This is a genomic window from Nonomuraea sp. NPDC051191, assembly GCF_044455665.1.
Lineage (GTDB): Bacteria > Actinomycetota > Actinomycetes > Streptosporangiales > Streptosporangiaceae > Nonomuraea.
Genome location: NZ_JBITEZ010000006.1, coordinates 259333 through 284077 on the forward strand (window position 1 = coordinate 259333; position 24745 = coordinate 284077).

At 70.8% G+C, this 24745-nt stretch carries 14 protein-coding genes; 9 read left to right on the forward strand and 5 right to left on the reverse strand.

The annotated features are described in order from the left end of the window. The first annotated feature begins 260 nt into the window (after nucleotides 1–260). From ACIA8R_RS19200 to ACIA8R_RS19235, 8 genes are all read left to right on the forward strand, one after another. Nucleotides 261–1271, forward strand: a complete 1011-nt coding sequence (locus ACIA8R_RS19200; RefSeq protein WP_357696912.1) for a hypothetical protein — start codon at nucleotides 261–263, stop codon at nucleotides 1269–1271. Next, nucleotides 1268–2377 carry an FAD-dependent oxidoreductase gene (locus ACIA8R_RS19205; protein WP_364087788.1) on the forward strand — a complete coding sequence of 370 codons (1110 nt, stop codon included), beginning with the start codon at nucleotides 1268–1270 and terminating at the stop codon, nucleotides 2375–2377. Before ACIA8R_RS19200 ends, ACIA8R_RS19205 begins: the two co-directional genes overlap by 4 nt. 22 nt (nucleotides 2378–2399) lie before the next feature. Further along, nucleotides 2400–3536: a hypothetical protein gene (locus tag ACIA8R_RS19210; RefSeq protein ID WP_357696908.1), complete on the forward strand. Its 1137-nt coding sequence runs from the start codon at nucleotides 2400–2402 to the stop codon at nucleotides 3534–3536. Nucleotides 3537–3567: 31 nt separating this feature from the next. Then, entirely contained in the window at nucleotides 3568–4779 is a 1212-nt protein-coding gene (locus tag ACIA8R_RS19215) for a cytochrome P450 (RefSeq protein WP_364087791.1), read from the forward strand. 190 nt (nucleotides 4780–4969) lie between these two features. Beyond that, complete coding sequence (locus ACIA8R_RS19220; protein ID WP_397039517.1) at nucleotides 4970–6259, forward strand: cation:proton antiporter; 1290 nt, start codon at nucleotides 4970–4972, stop codon at nucleotides 6257–6259. A gap of 39 nt (nucleotides 6260–6298) precedes the next feature. Beyond that, nucleotides 6299–6847 carry a GNAT family protein gene (locus tag ACIA8R_RS19225; protein ID WP_357696902.1) on the forward strand — a complete coding sequence of 183 codons (549 nt, stop codon included), beginning with the start codon at nucleotides 6299–6301 and terminating at the stop codon, nucleotides 6845–6847. Between the two features lie 85 nt (nucleotides 6848–6932). Then, entirely contained in the window at nucleotides 6933–7388 is a 456-nt protein-coding gene (locus ACIA8R_RS19230; RefSeq protein WP_364087795.1) for a transcriptional regulator, read from the forward strand. 8 nt (nucleotides 7389–7396) lie between these two features. After that, nucleotides 7397–8209, forward strand: coding sequence for a class I SAM-dependent methyltransferase (locus ACIA8R_RS19235; protein ID WP_397039519.1), 813 nt, complete (start codon nucleotides 7397–7399; stop codon nucleotides 8207–8209). Here the strand turns inward: ACIA8R_RS19235 and ACIA8R_RS19240 are convergent. The 3 genes from ACIA8R_RS19240 to ACIA8R_RS19250 all read right to left on the reverse strand — a co-directional run bounded on the left by ACIA8R_RS19240 (nucleotide 8197) and on the right by ACIA8R_RS19250 (nucleotide 10828). Continuing rightward, nucleotides 8197–8763, reverse strand: a complete 567-nt coding sequence (locus tag ACIA8R_RS19240) for an RDD family protein (RefSeq protein ID WP_364087799.1) — start codon at nucleotides 8761–8763, stop codon at nucleotides 8197–8199. The two genes, ACIA8R_RS19235 and ACIA8R_RS19240, sit on opposite strands and share 13 nt — an antisense overlap. Nucleotides 8764–8858: 95 nt before the next feature. After that, on the reverse strand, nucleotides 8859–9899 hold the full coding sequence (locus tag ACIA8R_RS19245; RefSeq protein ID WP_397039521.1) for a trypsin-like serine peptidase: 1041 nt from the start codon (nucleotides 9897–9899) through the stop codon (nucleotides 8859–8861). Between the two features lie 143 nt (nucleotides 9900–10042). Next, entirely contained in the window at nucleotides 10043–10828 is a 786-nt protein-coding gene (locus tag ACIA8R_RS19250) for an SAM-dependent methyltransferase (RefSeq protein WP_357696892.1), read from the reverse strand. Nucleotides 10829–10875: 47 nt separating this feature from the next. Here ACIA8R_RS19250 and ACIA8R_RS19255 point away from each other — a divergent pair, with 47 nt between their 5' ends. Further along, complete coding sequence (locus ACIA8R_RS19255; protein ID WP_364087804.1) at nucleotides 10876–12183, forward strand: MFS transporter; 1308 nt, start codon at nucleotides 10876–10878, stop codon at nucleotides 12181–12183. A gap of 93 nt (nucleotides 12184–12276) precedes the next feature. Here ACIA8R_RS19255 and ACIA8R_RS19260 read toward each other — a convergent pair whose 3' ends face one another. Then, nucleotides 12277–13677, reverse strand: a complete 1401-nt coding sequence (locus tag ACIA8R_RS19260) for a WD40 repeat domain-containing protein (RefSeq protein ID WP_397039523.1) — start codon at nucleotides 13675–13677, stop codon at nucleotides 12277–12279. A 29-nt stretch (nucleotides 13678–13706) separates the two neighbouring features. Further along, on the reverse strand, nucleotides 13707–24494 hold the full coding sequence (locus ACIA8R_RS19265; RefSeq protein WP_397039824.1) for an RHS repeat-associated core domain-containing protein: 10788 nt from the start codon (nucleotides 24492–24494) through the stop codon (nucleotides 13707–13709). Nucleotides 24495–24745 lie beyond the last annotated feature (251 nt).

Sequence of the window (24745 nt, forward strand, 5' to 3'; positions counted from 1 at the left end):
CCCGTGACACGGGTAGGACGATCTCACGTGCGGGCCGCGTCCAGGCACGGCCCGCACGTTCACGTTAAAGAACCTGTACAAACCAGACAAAACACCCTAATGTTGGCATCGCCCCAGTCGGAAACGACTGGGGCGCCAAACTTCTCCCGCCGGCGCGCGCGACGACCGCCCACGGCCCCTTCCCCCGGACATCCCTCCCCTCCGGGCGTCGTACGACCCCCTCAATTACGCGTCGTAACGGCTGTGTTACTGTCCGCGTTATGAACAAATCGGCCACTGAGCGGCAGATCGAAATCCTCTGGCCCACCATCGGCGTATCGGTCACAGCAGACCTCGACGGACGCAACCGCGACCTAGCCGACGCGTTGTGGCAGACCCTGCCCTATCGCAGCCTGCAAGGCCACGCCCTCGTGGCGGGCCACCACCTCTACCACCTGGCCCCGATGCCCGAGTTGCTGCACGTCCCGGGCGTCCACAAGATCGACCGGAGGATCGCGCCGGACGGCTCGGTGTTCTGCTCCCGCCTCCAGCACCTCGGCATCAAGTACGGCCCGCTGAGCGAGCCGATGCCCGCCACGCCCATCGGCACCGTCCGCGAGGAGGACCTCGACGCGCTCGCCGAGGCCGGGCAGGCGGTGTGGCAGTCGGTGTACTCCGGTGGCGAGCCCGTGATCGTCGAGGTCCGCAGGGCCGGCGACGGCGGCGGCCACCAGCTGCGCCGCCCTACGGCCCGGCACGCCGAGGCCGACCAGCTCCTCGCCGAGTTGCACGACGAGATCGAGCGCATCTGGCTCGACCCGCCCCAGGAGCTGGTCGACCTGCACGAGGGCCGGATCGCCTCGGGCGCGGGCAGCTTCGGCACCACCCTGACCACGATGCTGTTCGTCAACGGCGAGACCCGCCCGCTCGGCTACTGCTGCTACTCCGGCCTGGTCAGGGCCGCCCAGCAGCAGCAGCTCCCGCTGGAGTTCCTGCAGCAGATGGCGCGCATCATGGCCGCCACCCCGGCCGAGTTCCTCGGCTACTGCGGGCTCAACAAGCTGCACCAGTTCACCGAGCGCGCGCTGGAGATCACCGACCAGCTCCAGGACCGCGAGGACTTCGTCGCGCTCATGAGCCACATGGCCCTGTACGTCAACTGCCTGGGCGCCTGGAACCTCCAGCTCTTCCCCTGGCAGGTGGACGAGCACCTGCGCGCGGACGGTTCGGTGGCCCCGGTCACCGGCCCGATGCTGACTCCGTTCAAGGGCGGGACGGTGGCCCCGGCATGAGCCAGGCCGACCAGGCCGAGGTGGTGGTCATCGGCGGCGGGGTGATCGGGCTGTCGATCGCGGCCCACCTGGCCGAGGCCGGGATCGAGACCATCGTGCTGGAGCGCGACGACCTGGCCTCCGGCGCCTCGCGGGCCACCGCGGACGTGCTGCGCGCCTACTTCTCCGGCGACCCGGTCAGCTCGGCGATGGCGGTGCGCAGCCTGTCGGCCTATCACTCGTTCCCGAGCTGGCCCGGCACCGAGCTGCCGATGCGGCAGGTGGGCTACCTCGTGCTGTTCACCGAACGGGAGCAGGTGAACAGGTTCGAGGCCGAGCTGCCGGCGCAGCGGGCCGCGGGCGTGGACGTGTCGCTGATCGGCGCGGAGGAGGCCCGGCGGCTCAACCCGCTGGTCGAGGAGCCGTCGCTGCTGGCGGCCGCGTGGTCGCCGCAGGCGTTCGTGAGCGACACGGCCGCCATCGTGCAGGCGTACGCGGAGGGGGCGGCGCGGGCGGGGGCCTCGCTGCGCACCGGCTGCGCCGTCACCGCCGTCGACCCGGCCACCGGGCGCGTCGAGACCGCGGACGGCACGTTCACCGCGCAGGCGATCGTGTGCGCGGCAGGGGCCTGGTCGGGCTGGATCGCGTCGGCGGCGGGCGTTGACCTGCCGCTGACCGGTCCGGCGGTGCAGGAGCTGCTCACCACCGGCCCGCTGCCCGAGGTGCCCGACATGCCGGTCACCCTGCACGCCGCCAGCGGGCTGCTGATCCGCCGGCGCGGCGACCGGATCCTGATCGGCATGGGCAACCCCGGCACCGACCGGGACGCCTGGTTCGTCAGGGCCAGGGAACAGCTCGCCACCACCTACCCCGGCCTGGACCTGTCCGGGCTGGAGACGGCGGTGCGCGGCCCGCGGGACGCCAGCCCCGACCGGTCGGCCTTCATCGGCCGGCTGCCCGGATCGCCGGCGTTCCTGTACGCGACCGGGTTCTCCGGCCACGGGCTGTGCAACGCCCCGGCGGCCGGGGAGCTGGTCCGCGACCTGTATCTGGGCAACGACCCGGCGGACGCGTTCGGCTTCGACCCGGCCGCGCTGTCGGCCGGCGCGCGGCGGCTCTCACGCTGAACCGCGCTGGGGGGAGACAACGATGACCACGAATCCGTACGCCACTTCGCCCTTCGGCTACGCGGCCGAACCGACGGCCGCGCCGTACTCGATCGTCGAGCTCATGCCCGGCGCCCGCAACCTGGTGCACTACCTGCGGGTGGCGCCGGGCGAGCGGGTGCTGGTGCTGGCCGAGCACACCGTCGATCCGGTCGTCGTCCAGGCCATCGCGGCCGCGGCCGCCTACCGGGACGCCGACGTGCACATCCTGTCGGTGGCGCCGTTCAGCCCCGGCGGATGGGACAGCGGGGCCGGGCACCACGTCGAGCGGGCCGCCGTCGGGGCGTCGGACGTGGTCATCGCCTGCACCTGGTGGGGCGAGGTGCACACCGCGCCGCTGTTCTTCGACGAGATCGCGGCCCTGCCCGTCAGGTTCGCGTCCCTGCACATGAGTGCCACGGCGGGCGCGCTGCTCACCGGCGCCCGCCTGCCCAACGAGGTCTTCTACGCCCTGGCGCACCGCACGCTGGAGAAGCTGGGCGCGGCCGCGAGGATCCGGGTCACCTCGACGGCCGGCACCGACCTCACGCTGTCCGGGCTGACCCTCATGCCGGACGCCGAGCCGCCGGGCCCCGGCCAGTGGCGGCCCTTCCCGTACGGGGGCGTCAACTTCTGGCCCGCCGACACCGAGGGCGTGCTCGTCGTCGAGGACTCCACGGTCACCGGCGTGCCCGAGGAGCCGCTGAGCGTCATCCTGGCCGGCAACGTGGTGCAGAAGATCGAGGGCGGGACGTCCGCCGACCGGCTGCGCCGCTTCTCGCCCGGCGGCTACTACCTGCGGCACGCGCTGATCGGACTGAACCCGAAGGTGCGGGTGGCCGGCGGCACCCAGTTCGAGCGGGAGAAGCACGCCGGCGCGTTCTACTGCGGGCTCGACGCGCTCACCGACGGCGTGGCCGTCACCACCGCGCCCGGCCACGCCCACTGCGACTGCCAGGTCGACCGGCCCACCCTGTACGCCGACGACGAGCCGCTCGTCCTCGACGGCCGGCTCCTGCTGCTCGACGACCCGGAGATCCGCCGGGTGGCCGAGCGCTTCGGGCCGCCGGACGTGATCCTCGACGACAACCCGGTCATGGTCCTGCCCCGCCGCTTCAGCGGGGCGGCGTCGAGCCGATGACCGCCGAACGTACAAGACAGACAGGATGACCATGGATCCCGAGTTCGTTCTCGACCCGGCCACCCTTGACCTGCACGCGAGCGACGAGCGGCTGCGCCGGGCCGGGCCGCTCGTCCCCGTACTGGTCGAGGGGGTGCGGGCCTGGGCCGCCGTCAGCCACTCGACGCTGGAGGCGGTGCTGTCGCACCCGGCGATGACGCGCGACATCCGCTACTGGGACCCCGAGGCCCGCGCCGCGGCGCCGGAGGGCACGTCGCTGATGCGGCTGGTCACCGACGCGTCCATGCTCAACGCCGACGGCGAGGAGCACCGGCGGCTGCGCGGCCCGCTGGTCAAGCTGTTCAGCGCGCGCCAGGTGCAGCGGATGGAGCCGTGGATCACCTCCATCGTCGGCGACCTGCTGGAGGACCTGGCGGCCCGGCCGCCGGGCGAGCCGGTCGACCTGCGGGCCGAGTACGCCTACCCGCTGCCGTTGCGCGTCATCGTCGAGATGCTGGGCGTCCCCGACGGCCTCCGGGAGCGCCTGCGCGAGCTGACCGACCAGGTGGTGCAGCTCGACCGGTGCCCGCCGGACGGCCCGCAGGGACGCAGGGCGCTGTTCGACCTGGTCGCCGAGATCATCGAGCTGCGGCGCGGCACGCCCGGCGAGGACCTGACCACCGAGCTGATCGCGCTGCACGGGCAGGGACGGCTGGACGACGCCGAATTGCAGGACACCGTGCAGGTGCTGCTGATCGCCGGCCACGTGACGACCATCAACCTCATCGCGCACGCCGTCCGCGCCCTGCTGGGCCGGCCCGAGCAGCTTGAGCTGCTGCGCTCGGGGGCCGTGCCGTGGAGCGCGGCCGTGGAGGAGGCGCTGCGCTGGGAGTCGCCCAACGCCTACTTCCCGATGCGCTACGCCATGGAGGACCTGGAGATCGAGGGCGTCCGGCTGCGGGCTGGCGAGGCGGTGCTCGCCTGTTTCTCCGCCGCCGGGCGCGACCCCGAGCGGTTCGGCGAGAACGCCGCCGACTTCGACGTGACCAGGCCGTCCGTGCCGCATCTCGCGTTCGGGCACGGGCCGCACTTCTGCCTGGGCGCGCCGCTGGCCCGGTTGCAGGCCGAGGTCGCGCTGCCGGCCCTGTTCGCGACGTTCCCCGGCATGCGGGCCGCCGGGCCGCTGGACGACCTGCCGCGGCTCACCTCGCTGCTGGACAACGGCGTGCGCGCCCTGCCGGTGCTGCTCGGGCCGCGCGCCTGAGCCGCATCCCGTCCGGTTTATCCGAGATTGCGCATCTTCGAGGGGCGCCTTCTCAGAGAGTGCCGCATCCGGACGGGTCCGTTGCGGCGGCTGCGCCGGGTGTTTTTAGCTGAATGTCCAGGCTCGGGAACCGGATCGACCCCAGGGGATATTCATGCAGACGCCCATTGCCCCCATAGGCGCGCACAGCATGCTCGTGTTTCTGCTTCAGATCGCAGTGATGCTCGCGCTCGCCCTGGGACTCGGGTCGCTGGCGGCCCGGTTCCGGCTGCCCGCCGTGGTGGGCGAGCTGTTCGCCGGCGTGCTGCTCGGGCCGTCGATCCTGGCGCACGTCGCGCCGGACCTCCAGCGCTGGCTCTTCCCCGCCGACCCCGGCCAGTTCCACCTCCTGGACGCCGTCGGGCAGATCGGCGTGCTGCTGCTGGTCGGGCTGACCGGCATCCACATGGACCTGAACCTGGTTCGCCGGCGGGCGGCCACCGCGGCCGGGATCAGCGCGGGCGGCCTGATCATCCCGCTCGGGCTCGGCATCGCCACCGGGTTCCTGCTGCCCAGGGCCATCGTCCCCAACGGCACCGACATGACGGTGTTCGCGCTGTTCATGGGCGTGGCGATGTGCGTGAGCGCGATCCCCGTGCTGGCCAAGACGCTGATCGACATGCGGCTGCTGCACCGCAACATCGGCCAGCTCACCCTCACCGCCGGAATGATCGACGACGCGTTCGGCTGGTTCATGCTCTCGATCGTCAGCGCCATGGCCGTCAACGCGGTCACCACGGGCACCGTGCTCACCTCGCTGGCCTACCTCGTGGCCATCGTCGTGCTGGCCCTGACCGTCGGGCGTCCGCTGGTGCGCGGCGCGATGCGGCTGGCGGCCAGGTCGCCGGAGGCGGGCCCGACGGTCGGGACGGCGATCGTGCTCGTCGTCCTGGCCTCGGCCGGGACGCACGCGCTCGGCCTGGAGTCGGTCTTCGGCGCGTTCGTGATGGGCATGCTGATCGGCAGCGCGGGCCGGGTGGACCCGGCCCGGCTGGCGCCGCTGCGCACGGTGACGCTGTACGGCGTCGCCCCCGTCTTCTTCGCCACCGCCGGGCTGCGGATGGACCTGACCGCGCTGACCCGCCTGCCGGTGCTGCTGGCCGGGCTCGCGGTGCTGGCCGTCGCGATCGTCGGCAAGTTCGTCGGCGCGTACGCCGGCGCCCGGCTGAGCCGGCTCAACCGCTGGGAGGCCCTGGCCCTGGGCGCCGGGCTCAACGCGCGCGGCGTGATCGAGGTCGTGGTCGCCATGGTCGGCCTGCGGCTGGGCATCCTGAGCGTGGAGGCGTACACGCTGGTGGTGCTGGTCGCGATCGTCACCTCGCTGATGACCCCGCCCATCCTGCGCGCGGCGATGTCCCGGGTGGAGCAGACCGCCGACGAGGAGATCCGCGAGACGGCCCACCGGGCCTGGACCACCACGGGCAGCAGCACCTCCGCCTGACCGGCCGGGATCTCCCCCACAGCCCCTAGTGTTGACCGCATGTCCGAAATGCCATCGCGGGTCGAACTGCGCCCGCTCACCCTCTCCGACCAGGACGAATTCTGCTCGCTCGTCCGGGCCAGCGCCGCGCTGCATCTGCCATGGATGCAGCTGCCCTCGACCGCGGAGGGGTTCCGTGCCTGGATGCACCGCTTCGACGACGGCCTCAACCTGGGCTTCCTGATCCGCGTCCGGGAGACCGGAGCCGTCGCGGGAACGGTGAACATCAACTCGATCATCCGGGGCCGCTACCAGGGCGCGTCCGTCGGCTACGCGGCCTTCGCGCCGTCCGCGGGGCGGGGGTACATGACGGAAGGGCTCACCCTCACCCTTCGGCACGCCTTCACCGACCTGCGGCTCCACCGCCTGGAGGCCAACATCCAGCCGGGGAACGAGGCGTCCCTGGCGCTGGCCCGGCGGCTGGGCTTCCGCTACGAAGGGCTGTCGGCCGCCTACCTCTACATCGACGGCGCCTGGCGCGACCACGAACGCTGGTCCATCACCGCCCCCGCCCCCTGGACGCCCGACCCGTCCCTGCCGGAGGCATGAGCCTCCCTACGTGATCCTCGGCGTTGACATTGCTAGTTGTTTCAGTCAGAGTTGAAACAACTGGCAACACGGACCGGAGGGGCCCATGAGCGCCGAGGAACAGCAGGACCGGCTGCTCCGATGGGTGGAGCGGGTGACCGCCTTCTGCGTCGAGGAGTGGGGGTTGCCCCCCATCACCGGGCGCATCCTCGGCTGGCTCATGATCTGCGACCCCGCCGAGCAGTCCGCCGGCCAGATCGCCGAGGCGATCCGGGCCAGCCGCGCCTCGCTCACCTCGAACATGCGCTTCCTCACCGCCATCGGCCTGGTTGCGAAGGTCCGCAGGCCCGCCGACCGCACCTCCTACTACCGCATCGAGGACGACGCCTGGCAGAAGGTCGTCCAGCGCAAGCTCGACAGCCTGAGCGCCTTCGGCGAGATCGCCGGCGAAGGGATCGGCCTCGTCGGCGGCGAGGGTCACCGCGCCGAGCGCATCAGGGCCGCCCACGACTCCCTGACGTGGCTGCAGGATCTCGCAGCCCGCCATCCGCCACGCCGTTAGGAACTCCCGTGCACCTCCTGCGCCCCGAACTCGGGCTGATCCAGGAAACGCTGCTGCTCACCCTCCACGCCAGAGCCCTGGACGCCGGGTCGCCCGGCGCGATCCTGGGCGACCGGCTCTCGGCCGAGCTGGCCGCCCGCATCGACTACGACTTCGGCAGGCTGAAGGTCAAGCCCGACCTGGTCGCCACCACCGCGCTGCGCGCGAAGAAGCTCGACGACGCCGTCCGCGCCTTCGTCGCCGCCCGTCCCGGTTGCGTGGTGATCGACCTGGGCTGCGGCCTGGACACCAGGATGTGGCGGTGCGATCCCCCGCCGGGCGTCGACTGGTACGACGTCGACTTCCCCGAGGTGGTGGCCCTGCGAGCCGAGTGCCTGCCGGGCGGTTCGCACCTGGTGGGAGCCGATCTCACCTCGTCCGGCCGGCTCGCGGACGTCCCCGGCGACCGGCCGGCGATGATCGTCGCCGAGGGGCTGCTGCCGTTCATGCCCGGCGACTCCTTCGCGGCGATGGCCCGCGACCTGACCCGTCATTTCCCCTCGGGCGAGCTCGCGATCAACGGCTACACCCGCTTCGCCGCCTGGGCCATGAAGTACCACCCGAGCATCAAGGCGCTCGGCGTCAAGGCGGCCCAGGGCTTCGACGACCCCCGCGAGCCGGAGTCCTGGGGAGCCGGTCTCGAACTGGCCGAGGAGCAGCTCCTCGTCCGCGCGCCGGAGGTCGCCGGGTTCCCGCAGCCGCTTCGCGCGCTCACCCGGCTCACCGCCCTCAGCACGGCCCTGTCGCGGCAGGGCGCGCGCGTCCTGCGCTACCGGTTCTGACCGGCGGCCTCCCCCGGCCGCGTCCTGACGACCCGGGTGGCCGTCACGAGGTCGTGCAGGGCGGCCCGGTCGCGGCGGGCCAGCACCAGCACGATCGTGGCCCCGGCCAGCGCGTACGCCGCGACCAGCAGAGGCATGGCGACGGCCGACTCCTGGTCACGGGCCAGCCGGGACACCGCCATGTGGGCGCACTGCCACGGCAGCAGCTTGACCAGGCCGCGCGCCACGATCCGCGCCGCACCGGGCCGCCCGCCACCGGCCAGGACCACGACGAGCCCCGCCCGCCGCTTGCCCCACGTCGCCTGCCGCCGCCCCGCCTCCCCCAGGGTCAGGTACGTCAGCACAGGCAGCACGGACAGGGCGGTGATCAGCACATCGGTGCCCACCACGCCGAGCCCGTCGAACACCGCCGCCCCCGCCAGGCGCAGCGGGACGAACACCACGGCCAGCAGGACCAGCCAGGCGACGATCACCAGATAGTCCCAGCCCGCCGCCACCAGCCTCGGCCGTAACCCCACCCGGCCACCCCGCGTCCGCTCCCGCTCGTTCAGCACGCGTCGCCTCCACTCACCATGACCTTCACAGAACGGAGCCCGATCCTCGCACGGCCGCCCCGACAGGGGGTACGCCCCCTGCCGGGACGTCCGGATCAGCCGGACATGGTGGTGATGGCACCGGTCCAGCGGTTGGCCGCGTCCCGGTAGACCTGGAACAGGGCGCTGTCGAAGTACGGGGAGACGCCGGTGTCGTACCGTTCGTCACCGTCGGTGTCGGCGACGCCGATCGTGAGGCCGGTCAGGTAGCCCGCGCGGGTCTCCTCGTCGTACCCGCTCACCCACGCCGACCCCAGCGAGCCGTCGCCCGTGAACGGCGAGTCCACCCCGATGGGCCGGTCCATGCGCGGCGGCCTGGTGGTCCGCACGGCGAACGTCGGCCCGGTCGAACGTTCGAGGGTCCCGCCCGTGTACGGGCCGGTGCCGTCGGGATGGACCCCGGCGGGGTAGCCGAAGACGTCGGCGACGGGCGGGAGCGGCTGGTTGACCGCCAGCCCCATGCCGCCGACCCGGTCGCCCAGGCGTCCGACGTGGGTCAGCACGTCCGGGGCGGACAGGACGACGCCGCTGTGGACGGTGGCGAAGGCGTAGTCCCGGTCGAAGTCGCGGATGTCGTCGAAGTCGTAGTGGGAGATGCCCTGCTTGCCGACGTACAGGCCGAACGGGGTCGCGCCGTCGGAGTACGCCGGGACGAAGACCCACTTGCCGAGCGCGCCCATCGGTGCCTCGACGTCGAACACGCAGTGGCCCGCGGTGGCGACGAGATTGCGGTAGTTCGACTGCACCGAAGTGCCGGTGCACCAGTGGGGCTGGTTGTCGCTGCCGATGAAGAACACCTTGCCGGACGTCACGGCTCCGTCCCCTGGCGGGTCCTCCGGCCCGATCGGGGAGATGCTGACCGGCGGCCCGTCGGGAACGACCCCGGTGGACAGGCGTTCACCGGCGGCCACGGTCAGAACGGTGTACGGCGTGGCGTTCCGCAGGTTGGCGGCCCCGTCGGCGAGCCAGAACCGGGCCACCTCCCTGGCCTGCTCCACGACCGGGGCCAGCGGGACCGTCGCGACGGTGGCCGCCCGCGCGGGGCCCGCCACGACAACGGAACCCAGCAGGCTCAACCCGGCGACTGACGCGATCATCGCACGCCTCAAGGACATCTCTCCCGTCCGGTGGAGCCGGCCGCTCCGCACGGCCGGCGATCACCGAGATCGTAAGCACGACCGACGGCGGAAGCCCACGGTTTTTAGATCACATGTTCGAAACGGGTTCGAAAGCGCGCGGATCAGGACTGCTTGCGGCCCACCGCGCACAGGTGGTAGTCGCCGTGGATCGGGGACGGGTCCGTGTCCGGGTCGGGACGCCACTCGCGGGTGTTGACGATGCCCGGCTCCAGGAGGTCGAAGCCGTCCAGGAGGGAGGCGAACACCGACCGCCTGCGGGCCGTGAACGGCGAGGTCGCGTTCCGGTAGACGGCGCTGACGTCGTCGGCCTTGCTCGGCATGGTGTCCGGGGCGACGTGCGTCAGCACGATGTGGCTGCCCGCCGGCAGCAGGTCGCGGTAACGGTGGACGATGCCGACCGGGTCCTCGTCGTCGGTGACGAAGTGCAGCAGCGAGACCACGAGCAGCGCGATCGGCCGGGAGAAGTCCAGCACCTCGGCCGCCCGCTCCATGACGGCCTCCGGCCGCCGCAGGTCGCCCTCCTGGACGGTGACGTCCGGCGAACGGCCGAGCAGGGCACGGGAGTGGGTCAGCACGACCGAGTCGTTGTCCACGTAGACGATCTTCGCGCCCTCGACCACCTCGTGCACGTGGCCGGCGGTCGGCAGCCCCGACCCGATGTCGAGGAACTGGTCGACGCCCTCCTGCCGCAGGTGGCGCACGGCGCGCTGCAGGAAGGCCCGGCTGTTGCGCGCGTCGCCCCTGATCTCGGGGATGATCGACAGCACCTTCTCCGCGGCGTCCCGGTCGGACGCGAAGTTGTCCTTCCCGCCGAGGTAGTAGTCGTACATCCGCGCCACGTTGGGCACCGCGGCGCTGACGCCCGGCGGGACTCGGTCACTCATCATGCCCCAAACCTAGACGATCTAGGGCTGACGTTGGGATGATCTCTGCCATGTTAGGTCTCGACGCCTCGACGGGCATCAGCAGGACCAACCTCTGGGCATGCATGGGGCTCGGGCTCCTCGGCACGGCGGTCATCACGTTCCTGCCGGCCGCCCAGCCGTACCTGCTCACCGACGCGCTGGGGCTGTCCGGCGACGAGCTCGGCCGCACCACCGGCTACCTGCAGATCGCCGCCGAGGCGGCGCTCATCCTGAGCCTGGTCTGGTACGGCGCGCTCGCCGACCGCATCGGCCGGCGGCCCGTCGCCGTGGCGGGGCTGCTGCTGTGCGCGGTCGGCGCGGCGCTCTACCCGTTCGCGGGCAACGTCGTCGTCCTGGTCGCGCTGCGGGTCGTCTTCGCCCTCGGGATCGCCGCCCTGAACGTCACCATGTCCGCGATCACCGCCGACTACGTGCGCGACCACGCGCGCGGCAAGGCCTACGGCTGGCTCGGCCTGTTCAGCGGCATCGGCGCGGTGATCGCGGTGCTGGTGCTGGTACGCCTGCCGAACATGCTGGAGAACGGCGGCATGGAAGCGGCCACGGCGGCACGGGTGGGCTTCCTGGTGGTCGCCGGCCTGGTGCTGCTGGGCGCGCTGGCCCTGCGCGGCACGCTCGCGGCCGGCCCGGCCGCGCCCGTCGAGCAGCGCGTCGGGCTGGCGCGGCTGGTCGGCGAGGGCGTGCGGCTGGCCCGCGATCCCGGCGTGGCGCTGTCGTACGCGGCGTCCTTCGTGGCCAGGGCCGACCTGGCGCTGGTGGCGAGCTTCCTGTCGTTGTGGATCGTCGACTACGCCAAGGCCGTGCGCGGCATGTCCGCCACCGAGGCCCTGGCCAAGAGCGGCGCGATCGTGGGCATCGCGTACATGGTGATCGTGGTGGGCGCGCCGCTGTTCGGCTGGCTCGGCGACCGGATGCGCCGGCAGGACGTGGTGATCCTGGCCCAGACGCTGGCCGCGGCCGCGTACCTGTCGACGCTGCTGGTCAGCGACCCGCTCGGGCCGGGCATGATGCTGGTGGCGGCCGCCATCGGCCTGGGCGAGATCGGCGTCATCACCACGGCGGGCCCGCTGCTGGCCCAGCAGGTGCCGGCCCGCTACCGGGGGTCCAGCTTCGGCGTCCAGACGCTCTGCGGCGCGATCGGCATCTTCGTCATCTCCGGCGTCGGCGGCTGGCTCTACGACCTGTGGCGTCCCGCGGCGCCCTTCGCGCTGTCGGGCGCGTGCGGCCTGCTGGTCGCCCTGTTCGGCCTGGCCGTCCGCCGCCGCGTCACCGCCCACCCGGAGGTCGCTCCGGACCCCACCCCGGACCGTACGGCCTGACCGCTGACCCGGGCGAACCTTCGGAAGGGCGTCCGTCCCGCTGAGCCCGCTGTGGTGGAGCGCGAGCGCGGCGTTCGTCGGCGCATGGGGTCGTCAGCGCATGGAGCAGACGGACAGGACGCCGGAGGCGTCGCCGCCGTAGCGTGTCCAGTCCGCGTCTCCCGCGAACCTCGTCCACTCCTCCCTGGTGAGAGGGTCCCCGCCACCGGCCTGCGAACACATCGCTCCCAGGGGATCCGCCATGACGCGGTCCAGGTCGTGGAGGTCCCAGAGGAAGATCCCGCGGTAGGGGTCGGCCATGAGGGCGACCCGGCTGTCCGCGCTGAGCGCGACGGCGTTGACGTCCTCCGTGTTCCCCTTCAGCGCGGCGAGCCGGACGGGCCGCGCCGGGCGGGAGAGGTCCCACAGGAACCCGTCGCCGAGGCTGGTGCCGAGGAGGGCTCTCCGCCCGTCGGGCGTCAGGGCGATCTGGGTGACGTCCGGAACATCCATGCCACCGGTCTCTCCAGGATCGGCGGGATTGTGCAGATACCACGCTCTCACCCGTTCGGCGCCGGCGACCAGAGCGATCCGGCCGTCCCCGCTCATCCCCAGCGCCTCCGTGAGACTGCCGGGAAAGGCAGGGTCGGCTGACCTGACGGGATGCTTGGGGTCCGCCAGATTCCAGACGACCGTCGAACCCCGTTCCCCGACGGTGACGGCCGTGCGGCCGTCACCGCTCAACGCCAGATCCTGGACGCCGTCATGGCCGGCCTCGATGACCGAGGACCGGACCGGGCGGGATCGATCGGCCAGATTCCACACGAGCAGGTCGCCGTCATCGTCGGCGACCAGCGCGGTGCGACCGTCACCGGACAGCGCGATCTTACGTGCCGCCCCGCCCTTCGCCCTGCCCTCGAGGGTGGTCCCGCGGACGGGACGGGCCGGGTCGGTGAGATCCCAGACGATCGCGGAGCCGTCATCACCGCCGATCAGCGCCGTCCGCCCGTCGGCCGACAACGCCACCGCGGTCACCTCCTCAAGCCCTTTCAGCACGGCGAGCCGATCCGCCTTCTCGGTGATGTCCAGATCCAGCCAGGTGCGAAGGTCGAACACGCTCACGCCGTCCGTGCCCTTTGTGAGAGCGATCCGCCCGTCGGTGCTCAGGGCCATGGCCTGAACACCGGTGGGGGTGGGCTCCGCCAGATGTGCGCGCCGCCACATGAGCAGGGTGTCCGTCAGCCCGGCACGGGTCTGCTCGTCGGCATGGAGTGCGACGGCGGCCGCCCCGAGTTTCCGTGCCTTGACCGGATCCGTGTCGCGCAGTTCAGCGGCATGGAGCGCGAGCAGGCGGGCCACGGCCAGACGTTCCTGGCTCGACGCCTTGTCATGCTCGCGCTTCCAGGCGAATCCGCCGGCCCCCACGCCGAGAACCAGGCAGAGAGCAAGCACCATGGCGAGACGACGGCCGGAGCGGGGTGAACTGCGCCTGGCCTCGGCCGGATCATCCGTCATCTGCTCTCCGTCAACTTCGTCGTTCCGGCTCACAGCGGCGCATATTTGGTGTCTATGATGTGCGCGTACTCAGGCTTGCACACGGTCGCGTATTTGCTGAACTTACAGTTGCTCGTCTTGGTGATGACGGCGATACCGGAGCCCTCGCCGTGCGACCTGCTCCCGCTGCTGGCAGCGGCGATCGCATTGTCCTGCATATCTTTGAGCACTCCGTTGATGATGTCGATCACCGCCTTCACCACCCCGCAGCCCGCGGCGACGAGCGGCTGTTCGACGCCCATGACGGCCGCGCAGATGTCGAGCCCGGAGCTGATGATGACCATCGGCAGCTCTCCGCCCTTCTCCAGGGTCCCCTTGTCGTCGTCGCTCAGGTAGGTGACACACACGCCGCCGCCCTTGCCGTTCTCGCAGATGGCGTAGGAGACGTCCTGCCAGCTTTCTCCTTGCGTGCAGTTACTGCCTCTGAGCCCCTTGAGATCCTTGCAGTCCTCAAGGAACGAGTTATAGGTCTTGCCGCAGATCCCCTTTTCGGAGAGGACCTTCTGGTTCACGCTGTCCCGGCAGTGGAACAGCACGTTCACTCCGAAAGCGCATTCGTTCGCCGACATCCCGCGGCCACGCTTGTAACAAGACAGGAACTTGTCGTCAACATCGTCACACTTGACGTTGGTGTGCTTCTTGCAGCGGAAGACGACCTCCGACATGGTGCTGCATCCTGGATCGTCGCCTCTCTTGTCGGCACGGCACGAGTAATAGTCGAAACGCACGTTCTCGCAACCGCCGACCCCCTGGCCGTATCCGGGACGCGAACCGTTCTCGGCTCCGAACATGCAGCGGCGAACCTCACGTCCCGCCCCGGAGCAGACGTCGTCACTCTTGCGCGACTCGTAGTCGCTGCCCTTCCGGCAGGTGACATATTCGTCGGCGAAGGACCCGCAGATCTTGGCGCTTCCCTTGTAGTTTCCGGCACGGCGCTCGTTGCGGCAGTCGACGTAGTCGTCCTTCATGTCCTGGCAGATGTTCTTAGCGGTCTTGCCCTTATTCTCCTTGGTGCAGCTCGTGTATTCCTTCGCCGCGTCCTTGCAGATGGGATCCTTGCTCTTCTTGCCGCCCTGGGGGCAGCTCAGCGCCTTCATCGTGGCGCCGCCCGCCGACGTGGCGATGCTCAGGCCTCCGGACTTGTTCCACAACATGTTCTTGACCATGCTGGCGAGCTTGCCCATGACCTTGCTCAGAGCCTTGTGGCCGTCAGGGTCGATGTTGGTGAGGGGGTTGTCGTTGGCGTAGGCGTAACGGTTGAGCTGGACGCTGGGGTCCGCGTTCTGACTCAGCGTGTCACCCGAGACGAAGCTGCCCGTACTGGGTTGGTACCAGCGAGCGGCCATGTTGATCTTGCCGGAGTCCGGGTCGGTGTAGGCGCCTTGGTAGCCGAGGGCGTGGGCGTTGCCGGTTCGGGTGATGACCTCACCGAAGGGGTCGTAGGCGACCGAATCGATAAGGGAGGTGCCGTCCGCCTTGAACGCCCCGACGAGGTCGCCGCGCAGGTCGGAGAAGGCGAGCTGGGCGCCCGCGCCGTCGCTGATGCCCAGCGTGCGGCCCAGCGCGTCCCGGCCGAAGGCCGCTCGCACGACATTGGCGGCATCCGTCACGCACACGAGGTTGTCGGACAGGCCGTCGTAGACGTGGCGAGTGGTCTGCTGCCCTTGAGTGCGGGTTTCGACCCGATCCAGGCCGTCGTAGTGGTACGTGACGCCGTCGTCCTGCACAAGCCGGTCGAAGGCGTCGAACTTGGTCAAGCGCACGATTCCGGCTGAGTCCTCGGCCAGGGTGCCGCGCGCCGTGTAGGTGTAGGAGTGGCCGTCTCCCGACGTCAGGCGGTTTCGCTCGTCGTAGGTGTAGGTCTTGTCGCCGGCCTTGGTCCGGTTGCCGGCCGCGTCCCAGCCGTAGTCGGTCTTCTTGCCGTCCGGGGCGGTCCACGAGGTGAGCCGGTTGGCCCAGTCGTAGGTGTAGGTGTTGGTCCCGGCTCCCGCCGTACCGCTGGTGGTCTTGGCGACGAGGTTGTCGTCCAGGTCGTAGCCGTACTCGATCGAGGCGATGGCGCCACCCGACGAAGTCGTGAGCTCGTCCTTGGTCAGCCGGTTCAGACCGTCGTAGGCGTAGGAGCGGCGGGCCCCCGAGGCGCCGTAGGCCATCGACGTCAGGCGCGAGGCCTTGTCGTAGACGTAATCGATGGAGGAGGCGCTGACGGGGTCCACCGTCTGGGTCAGCCGATCGGCGTCGTCCCAGGTGAAGCTGGTGGTTCCGGTGACGTCGACGCGCTGGGCGAGCCTGTTGTCGGCGTCGTAGGCAAAGGCGTTCAGGTCGCCGCCCGTTCCCGCCGCCTTGAGCAGCAGGCCGCGATCGTTGAGCGTGAAGCTCAGACCGTTCGCCGCCACCATCCTGCCGGCCTGATCGTAGCCGAACGTCTTGTCCTCGGTGGCGACCTCGGCGCCGGTGCCGGACTGCTTGGTCAGCCTGTTGAGCTCGTCGAACACGCGGTCTACGCGCACTCCGCCGGGAACGAGGCTGGTCACGGGGTTGCCGGCCGCGTCGTAGGCGGTGGTCCAGGTGCGGTCGGACACGTCAGGATGGGCCGCGGTGCTGGGCTCGATGACCGCTTCCGCCAGGCCAAGGCTGTTGTAGGTGGTGAAGGTGGCGTTGCCTCGGCCGTCGGTGGAGCGCGTCGGACGACCAACGGCGTCGTAGCCGAAGCTCGTGGTGATCTTCTCGGTGGCCGAGATCGGCTCCTGACGCTCGATCAGCCGGTTCGCGCCGTCGAACACCTGGGTGGCGGTATGGCCTTCGGCAGAGGTCTGACTGATCGGATTGCCGGCCAGGTCGTAGTCGGCTCTCCTGGTCCGCAGCACGCTGCCGTCGGCGTCCACCTCTTGGATCTGGGTCTTCCTGCCCGCCAGGTCGTAACTGGCAGTGCTTGAGCGGCCCAGCGGGTCGGTGGTCCTGGTGGTGCGCCCGGCCAGGTCGTACGCGAACGTGGTGGTGTTGCCCAGCGCGTCGGTTTCGCTGACGAGGGCGCCGGTCGCGTCATAGGCACGAGTGCTCGCGTCGCCCGTCGGCCGTGTCGTCCTGGTCACACGGTCGGCGTCGTCGTACTCCATCCTCGTGACGTATACCGCCTGCGACGGCTTGCGCTCGATCGTGGTCAAGGTGATCTGCCGGCCCAGGTCATCGTAGGTCGACTCGGACCGGGCCCCGGTGGGATCGACCGTCCAGAGTGCCTCCCCCAGCAGGTCGAAGCCGTAGGTCCACACGCCGGCCGGGGCCGTACCCGCCTTGGGCGCGGTGACCTGCACCTTGCGGCCGAGCCCGTCGTACACCGCCGTGGTCGTCTGGCCGCGGCGATCCGTCGAGGTGATCAACTGACCCGCGGCGTCGTACGCGGCACTCTCCTTGGGGGTGAGCGGCTGGCCCCCTGGCGGGGTGTAAGCGGGGAACACCTGCTCGACGACGCGTCCGGCCCGGTCGAACGCCGAGGTTGTGGCGCGGCCTTCCGCGTCGACCTGGTGCGTCTTGTCGCCGAAGGTGTTGTAACCCATCTTGGCCGACGGCCTCATGGTGGCCGTGGGGGCGCCGGCGCGTTCGATCGTGATGGACGGCAGCTGAACCTGTGCGACCTGACCCGCCTCATCGTAGGAAAGGGTGGTCGTGAAGGCTGCGGGGTCAGCGCCGGGCGCGTTGCCGCGCGGATCGGTCGTCGAGGTGACCAGGCCGCGGTCGTCCACGGTGAAGCTGGTCACGAGATCTTGACCGCCGTTGTGGACGACCTGCCGGATCGGCCGGTTCGCCTCGTTGTAGGCGTACTCGCTGACCTCCGTGCGGCCGCTGCCTGCGGCGGTCATGCTGATCTTGGTCACGTTGTCGTTGGCGTCGTAGGTCATGGCGGTGACCCGGTTCAGCCGCGCCGGATCGACCGTCTGGGAGACGAGCCGTCCGGCCGCGTCGAAGGTCGCGTCGACCTGTAGCGTTCCCCCGTCGCTGGTCTGGCTCGTCAGGTTGCCGGCGGCGTCGTAGGTTCTGGACTCCAGCACGACGTCACGAGGGGCTGTGGAGCCGTTCAGCCTGACATTCTTGGCGATCTTCTCCGCGGGCATGTTGTCGTCGTAGTAGGTGTAGGCGGTGGTGCGGCCCAACGCGTCGGTCTGCGACGCCATCCGCCCGGCCGGGTCGTAGGCGTTGGAGGTCATGACCAGGTCTGCCGCCTGTTGAGGGGTGACCGGGCTACCGGTCCAGCCCTTGAGGGTGGTCGTGGCCCATTCTCCGCGCGGCGTGTATCCGTAGGCGAAGGTCGTGCCGCGCTCGTCGGTGAAGCTGATTTTCTGGCCCTTGTGGTCGTAGGCGAAGCGCTGGACCCCGCCCTCCGGGCCGGTCGCGGTCTCCACGCGGCCGTAGACGTCGTAGGTGTAGGCAGTGGCGCGAGTGCGGTCGCCGCCGGTGACGTCCGCCAGCGACTCGGTCAAAGGCAGGCCGTCCGCGTCGTACGTTCCGGTCCACAGCGAGGTGTGCGTCACTCCGGTGACGACGTTCTTCACCCCGGTGCCGGTACGGGAGGTGACCCTGCCCAGCGCATCGTAGACGACGTTCGTCTTGACCCCGTCGGGGAACGCCTGCGAAATCTCGCTCACCGTGACCGCGCGGCCCAGCGCGTCGTGCTCGTACTTCTTGGCCAGTCCTCCGGGGCTGGTCTGGACCGCCAGGTCGCCCGCCGCGGTGTAGGTGTAAGTGGTCTCGTTGCCCTTGTGGTCCTTGGCCGACTTCAGCAGGCCCGCCGGGGTGAGCCCGCCTCCTTCGGCGGGCTCGGTCCCGTCGCTGTAGGTCTTCACCGTCGTACGCCCCTGCGGGAAGTCCGAGGTGGCAGGGATCATCTGCTTGATCTGCTCGCCGAAGGAGTTGAAGACCCACGAGGTCTGGTACGTCTCGTCCGCCGGCGCGGACGACCGCGCGTCCCGACGGGCGTTCTCAAGGTCGTTGCGCGGGTCGAAGGGGTTGTCGATGTTCAGGTAGTAGCCGTGGTACTCAGTGGCACAGTTGGTGGCGGTCCGGCACGTCTTCTTCGACAGCAGGTTCCCGCGGCTGTCGAACGCCGTCTCCACGACGTTCCCGTTGGGGTCGAAGATCTTCGCCGGATAGCCGCCGACGTCGTAGGTGAACCGGCTGGTCTGGCCGAGCTGGTCGGCCTTGGAGATCGGCCGGTTGCCGCGCAGGGCGTCGTCCACGAAGGTCAGCGTCTTGTCGTGCGGGTCCGTCACCGTGGTGGTGGCGAAGACGAGGACGTTGGTCTCCCTGCTGTAGACCGGGGCCGACAGCTTCCAGGTTCCGCCGTTGGCGTCGGTGTGCTGCGTCAGCCGCCCGCCGTCGGCCGCGTAGACGTTCTCCGCCTCCGTACGGCCCGCCGCGGTGACCGACTTGACGAGCTGCGGCTGCGGCGAGCGCGCCGCGTAGTGGGTCTTGACGACCTGGGCACCCAGCGGCTTGCCGTAGACGGCGACCTCGTCGATGTCACCGGCGAACGGGAAGACCGCGGTGGTTCCCGTGGTGGCGGGCCAGGCGGAGGAGCCGTAGCCGGAGCCGATGCGGGTCTCGTACTGGTTGTAGTGCTCGATCTCACCGGCGAGGGTGCCGACGGCCTGGCCGTCCAGGAAGAGGGTCTGTGTGTCTTCCGCGCCGGACAGGACCACGTGGTGCCAGTTGCCGTCCTTGACCGAGACGGCGGAGGTGATCGGCGTGGCGGCCTTCGTGTAGAACTGGCCGCGGAGCTTGCCGTCCGTGCCGACGTACAGCACGGGGGTGAAGGCGCTGGGGGTGTCGGTGGAGTTCTGGTAGCCGAGGATCGTCCCGGACCCCGTGGTCCTGAACCACGCCTCGACGGCCACGTTGCCGCCTTGGCCGTTGACGGCGGACTGGGGCAGGGCCACGTACGACGAGGTCGCGGTGCCCTTGAAGCGCATGGCGGTGTCGGGCGAGCCGGTGAGGGCGCCTGGCACGGCCGCGACCACGTCGGGCGTCGTGCCGGTGAGCTTGGCCTCCTCGCCCGGCTCCGGCTGCCAGGGCGTCGCGCTGTCGATCTTCGTGCCGTTGGCGGTTCCGGTCTCGTTCAGCCGCCAGTAGCCCTCGGGGCCGGTGTCGAGCACGGCGCTGCGGTAGCGGGAGGCGTCACCGTAGCTGTAGACGGAGCACGCCGTCGTCGTGCTCGGCGGGCAGACCTTGACGAGCTTGTCGCCGTCGTAGGCGTAGGTCCAGGTGAGCGGCGCGCCGCCGACCGGATCGGTGGAGACGGCGGTGACATGGGCGCCGGTCCAGGTGAAGGTGAGCGACCTGCCGCCGGTGGCGGTGGCCTTGGCGAGCTTGCCGTCGGCTCCGTAGGTCAGCTCCTGGGTGTGGTTCCGGTTGTCGGTGACCTTGGTGAGCCGCCCGGCCGCGTCGAACCAGTAGGAGGTGGCCGACTTGTCCATCAGCCGCCAGCCGCCCCCGGTCACGTCGGCGAGGGTCGCGAACACCCCGGGCGGCGACGCGTAGGTGGCCTCCGCGGGAGTGCGCGGGGTTTCGCCCTTCCGGACGGCGAAGCGGTGCTGCTCCCCGCCGGGATAGGTGATCAGCACGGTCGAGGTCTTCGGCTCGGGCTCGACCCGCATGTCCCAGCGGGTGGACCAGCCGACGCCGAAGGCGGAATCGGGCCGGAGGTCCAGACTGTTGTACGTGCGCGCCACCGACAGTGGCGGCCCCACCACGGTTACCGATGCGTCGATCGCCGCAGTGGTGTAGTTGCCGGTCGAGTGGTCGAAGGCGAGCCCGTCGCTCCCCTCCCCCAGGGACGCGTTGATGCTCCCCTGCTCAGGAACGGGGACGAAGGCCCGCCAGGAGGACGTCACGGTGGTACCGCCGCCCATCGCCTTGGCCTGCCACCAATACGTCTGTCCCCACTTCAATTTGTCGCCTGGCACCGTCCAGGCGCCCGACTTGCCCCAGTCCGGCGATGTCTCGCACCAGGACCAGGTCGGTTGCTTGCCCGCGCAGACCTGGAACCAGTACGTCACCTCCGTCGCCGGGTCGGCCGGACGCGCATGAGCCGACAGGGTGGGAGTGAGCGTGCCGACACGGGTGTTGTTGGCCGGCGAGAAGGTCTCGAACGGCAGCGCGTTGATCTTCGCGGACTGCCATTCCGACCACGGCCCGCCGACTCCGGACGTGGTGACCGCGCGCACCCGCCAGCGGACCAGCCAGCCGTCCCGCAGCTTGTCCGACGGCACGCTCAACCAGGCCTCCCTGCCGGAGGCGGCCGGAGTGGTACCGGTTGCCGCATAGATGGAGCCCTTGCCCTGCTCAGGCACGGCGGGGTCGTGCTCGATCTCGACGCCCAGGTTCATCGCGCGGTTCTCGGCGTCGGTGACCTTGGCGTACACGGACGGGGTCAGGGACTGCGTGGTCCAGGAGGCGGTGCCGCGGGTGGCGGGGTCCAGGCCGGGCGCCTCGGCAGACGGCTTGGTCAGGTCGACCCGCGCCGTCTGCCACTCGATCCAGGGGCCGGCGACGCCCGTGGTGGTCTCGCCGCGCACCCGCCAGCGCACCCGCCATCCGTCGCGCAGCTTGCCGGCGGGCACCTGGAGCCACGCGGTACGGCCGGACGCCGAGGACGCGCTTCCCCTGCCGCTGTAGATCAGCCCGGAGCCCTGCGCCGGAGCCGAGGGATCATGCTCGATCTCCACGCCCAGGAAGGACGCGCGGCTCTCGGGGTCGGTGACGGTCGCGTACACCGACGGAGTCAGTGAGGGCAGTGTCCACTGACCGGCGCCGGACGTGCCCGGCGTCATGCCCGGGGCGGCGGCCGACGGCTTCTTCAGGTCCACGCTCGCGTACTGCCAGGCCGACCAGGCGCCGGCCGTCCCGGACGTGGGGACGCCGCGCACCCGCCAGCGCACCCGCCATCCGTCGCGCAGCTTGCCGGCGGGCACCTGGAGCCAGGCGTTGGAGCCGGACGGGTAGGACGTCGTGTCCTTGCCGGCGTAGATCAGCCCGGTGCCCTGCGCGGGGACGGCCGGATCGTGCTCGATCTCCGTCCCCAAGGAGGAGGCGGCGCCGTTCGAGGTGGTGACCTTCATGTAGAGCCAGGGGGTGAGCGAGGACAGCGTCCAGGTGCCCGTGCCCTGGGTGGCGGGCATCGCGCCGAGGCCCGCCCCGGCGGGCCTGCCCACCTCGATCATGCCGAACTGCCATTCGGACCAGGGGCCGGTGATCGGCGTGGTGCCCGGGATCACCGCCCGCACCCGCATCCGGACGAACCAGCCGTCCTGCAGTTTCCCGGCCGGCACGGTGACCGCCGAGTACGCGGACGAGGACGACGTCACCGGCCCGGTGCCGGACCAGATCAGCCCGCTGCCCTGGGCGGAGACCGACGGGTCGTGCTCGACCTCGACCGCCAGCGCGCCGTACCGATCCGACGGATCCGTGATCCGGCCCTCGAAGGTGGGTGTGGCCGACGAGAAGGACCACAGGGTGCTCTCGGACGCGGGGGAGCCCCACCAGCTCTCGACGATCGGCTTGGTGGTGTCGACCCTGCCCAGCCGCCATTCGGACCAGGGGCCGGTGATCGGCGTGGTGCCCGGGATCACCGCCCGCACCCGCATGCGGACGAGCCAGCCGTCACGTAGCTTCCCGGCCGGGACGGTCGCCGTCGAGTACGCCGACGTGGCCGACGTCACCGATCCGGTCGCCGCCCAGATCTGCCCGCTGCCCTGGGCGGGAACCGACGGGTCGTGCTCGACCTCGACCGCGAGCGCGCCGTACCGGCCCGACGGATCCGTGACCCGGCCCTCGAACTGCGGCGTCAGGGAGGAGAAGGTCCAGGTCGACGCCTCGCCCTCCATGAGCGGCCCGGCCCACCACGACTCCACCACCGGCTTGGTGGTGTCGACCCGCCCGGTCCGCCAGGCCGACCATGGTCCTGTGACGGGAGAGCTGCCCGAGGTCACCGCGCGCACCCGCATCCGGACGTGCCAGCCGTCCTGCAGCTTCCCCGCCGGCACGGTGACCGACGAGTACGGGGACGAGGACGACGTCACCGTGCCCGTGCCGGACCAGATCTGTCCGCTGCCCTGGGCGGGGACCGACGGGTCGTGCTCGACCTCCACCACCAGCGAGCCGTTGCGGCCCTCGGCGTCCGTGATGCGGCCCTCGAACCGCGGCGTCAGGGAGGAGAAGGCCCAGGTCGACGCCTCGCCCTCCATGAGCGGCCCGGCCCACCACGACTCCACCAGCGGCTTGTGGGTGTCCACCTTTCCGGCCTGCCATCCCGACCACGGCCCTGTCACCGGCGTGGCACCCGGGATCACCGCCCGCACCCGCATCCGGACGTGCCAGCCGTCCTTCAGCTTCCCCGCCGGAACGGTGACCGACGAGTACGCGGACGTGGCCGACGTCACCGTGCCCGTGCCGGACCAGATCAACCCGCTGCCCTGCCCGGCGGCGGACGGATCGTGCTCGACCTCCACCACCAGCGAGCCGTAGCGGCTCTCGGCGTCCGTGATCCGGCCCTCGAACTGCGGCGTGAGGTTGGAGAACGTCCAGTCGGACGACTCTCCCTCCATGAGCGGCCCGGCCCACCACGACTCCACCAGCGGCTTGTGGGTGTCCACCTTTCCGGCCTGCCAGGCCGACCACGCTCCCGTGACGGGTGTGGCGCCCGGGATGACGGCCCGCACCCGTATCCGGACGCGCCAACCGTCCCGCATCTTCCCGGCCGGCATCGAGACCGCCGAGTACGACGACGTGGCCGACGTCACCGGTCCCGTGCCCGACCAGATCAGCCCGCTGCCCTGGGCGGGGACCGACGGATCGTGCTCGACCTCCACCACCAGCGAGCCGTAGCGACCCGCAGGATCCGCGATCCGGCCCTCGAAGGTGGGGGTCACACTGGAGAACGTCCAGTCGGACGACTCACCCTCCATGAGCGGCCCGGCCCACCACGACTCCACGAACGGCTTGTGGGTCTCCACCTTTCCGGCCTGCCAGCCCGACCACGGACCGGCCACGGGCGAGCCTCCCGTGGTGACCGCGCGTACCCGCATCCGGACGAGCCAGCCGTCCTGCACCTTCCCGGCAGGCATGGCGACCGACGAGAACGAGGTCGAGGCCGACGTGGGCGTCCCCGTGGCCGACCAGATCAGCCCGCTGCCCTGGGCGGGAACCGACGGGTCGTGCTCGACCTCCACCACCAGCGAGCCGTACCGGCCCGCAGGATCGTTGATCTGCCCCTCGAAGGTGGGGGTCACGGTCGGGAAGGTCCAGGTCGACGACTCGCTCTCCATGACGGGATATGCCCACCAGGAATCCACGACCGGCTCGGCCGCCGCCCGTGCGGCCGCCGTCCTGCCCGCACCCCGCGTGATGGTCGCGGCCCTGCCGAAGGCCGGGCCCTGCGGCCCCGCCGATCCCCCCGCCGCGTCCTCGCCCTTCCCCGCCGGATTCCCTGGAGGTGGCGGAGGCGTCTTCAGCCCCGCGACGTCCGGCTGCTTCATCGTGTGCGGGACGTCTACCGGCAGCGCCCCCGGGACACGCCCGTCATCGCCCGCGCCCCCGCGACCGGCCTTGGCTCTTGCCCTCGTCGCAGCAGTGTCGACCAGGTGCGGCAGATCCTTGGCCGTACCCGTCTGCTGCACGGGCGCGTGGGTCGAGGCCCCGTCCGAAGGCGACGCGGGAAGAGGCAGGCGCACCGGCGACACCTCCGCGAGCGCGGGCATCGTCGAATATCCCAGGAAGGCCGGCAACATGACCACGAGCAGAATGAGAGCGAGGCGGGCGAGCCGCCGTTCTCGCGGCAGGGACGCGATTCCCGGAAGGCCGCGCTCCGTTCGATTTCGAGCAGCATGCATCCCCACGGCGACCACTCCAAGCTGAGGGAAGGGCACGCTCGTGGCAGGCCCTGGAGGCAAATAAGGCGAAAGTAAATAACGACCAACGCCTATTTAGACCGAGCCGATGCGTTTATGGAAGATGATCAATCGGGAAATCGAGGCTGCCC

Excerpts from the sequence above, each read along its gene's own strand:
- ACIA8R_RS19200 (WP_357696912.1), top strand. The coding sequence starts at position 261 with ATGAACAAATCGGCCACTGAGCGGCAGATCGAAATCCTCTGGCCCACC.
- ACIA8R_RS19205 (WP_364087788.1), top strand. The coding sequence starts at position 1,268 with ATGAGCCAGGCCGACCAGGCCGAGGTGGTGGTCATCGGCGGCGGGGTG.
- ACIA8R_RS19210 (WP_357696908.1), top strand. The coding sequence starts at position 2,400 with ATGACCACGAATCCGTACGCCACTTCGCCCTTCGGCTACGCGGCCGAA.
- ACIA8R_RS19215 (WP_364087791.1), top strand. The coding sequence starts at position 3,568 with ATGGATCCCGAGTTCGTTCTCGACCCGGCCACCCTTGACCTGCACGCG.
- ACIA8R_RS19220 (WP_397039517.1), top strand. The coding sequence starts at position 4,970 with ATGCTCGTGTTTCTGCTTCAGATCGCAGTGATGCTCGCGCTCGCCCTG.
- ACIA8R_RS19225 (WP_357696902.1), top strand. The coding sequence starts at position 6,299 with ATGTCCGAAATGCCATCGCGGGTCGAACTGCGCCCGCTCACCCTCTCC.
- ACIA8R_RS19230 (WP_364087795.1), top strand. The coding sequence starts at position 6,933 with ATGAGCGCCGAGGAACAGCAGGACCGGCTGCTCCGATGGGTGGAGCGG.
- ACIA8R_RS19245 (WP_397039521.1), bottom strand. The coding sequence starts at position 9,899 with ATGATCGCGTCAGTCGCCGGGTTGAGCCTGCTGGGTTCCGTTGTCGTG.
- ACIA8R_RS19250 (WP_357696892.1), bottom strand. The coding sequence starts at position 10,828 with ATGATGAGTGACCGAGTCCCGCCGGGCGTCAGCGCCGCGGTGCCCAAC.
- ACIA8R_RS19255 (WP_364087804.1), top strand. The coding sequence starts at position 10,876 with ATGTTAGGTCTCGACGCCTCGACGGGCATCAGCAGGACCAACCTCTGG.
- ACIA8R_RS19260 (WP_397039523.1), bottom strand. The coding sequence starts at position 13,677 with ATGACGGATGATCCGGCCGAGGCCAGGCGCAGTTCACCCCGCTCCGGC.
- ACIA8R_RS19265 (WP_397039824.1), bottom strand. The coding sequence starts at position 24,494 with ATGTTGCCGGCCTTCCTGGGATATTCGACGATGCCCGCGCTCGCGGAG.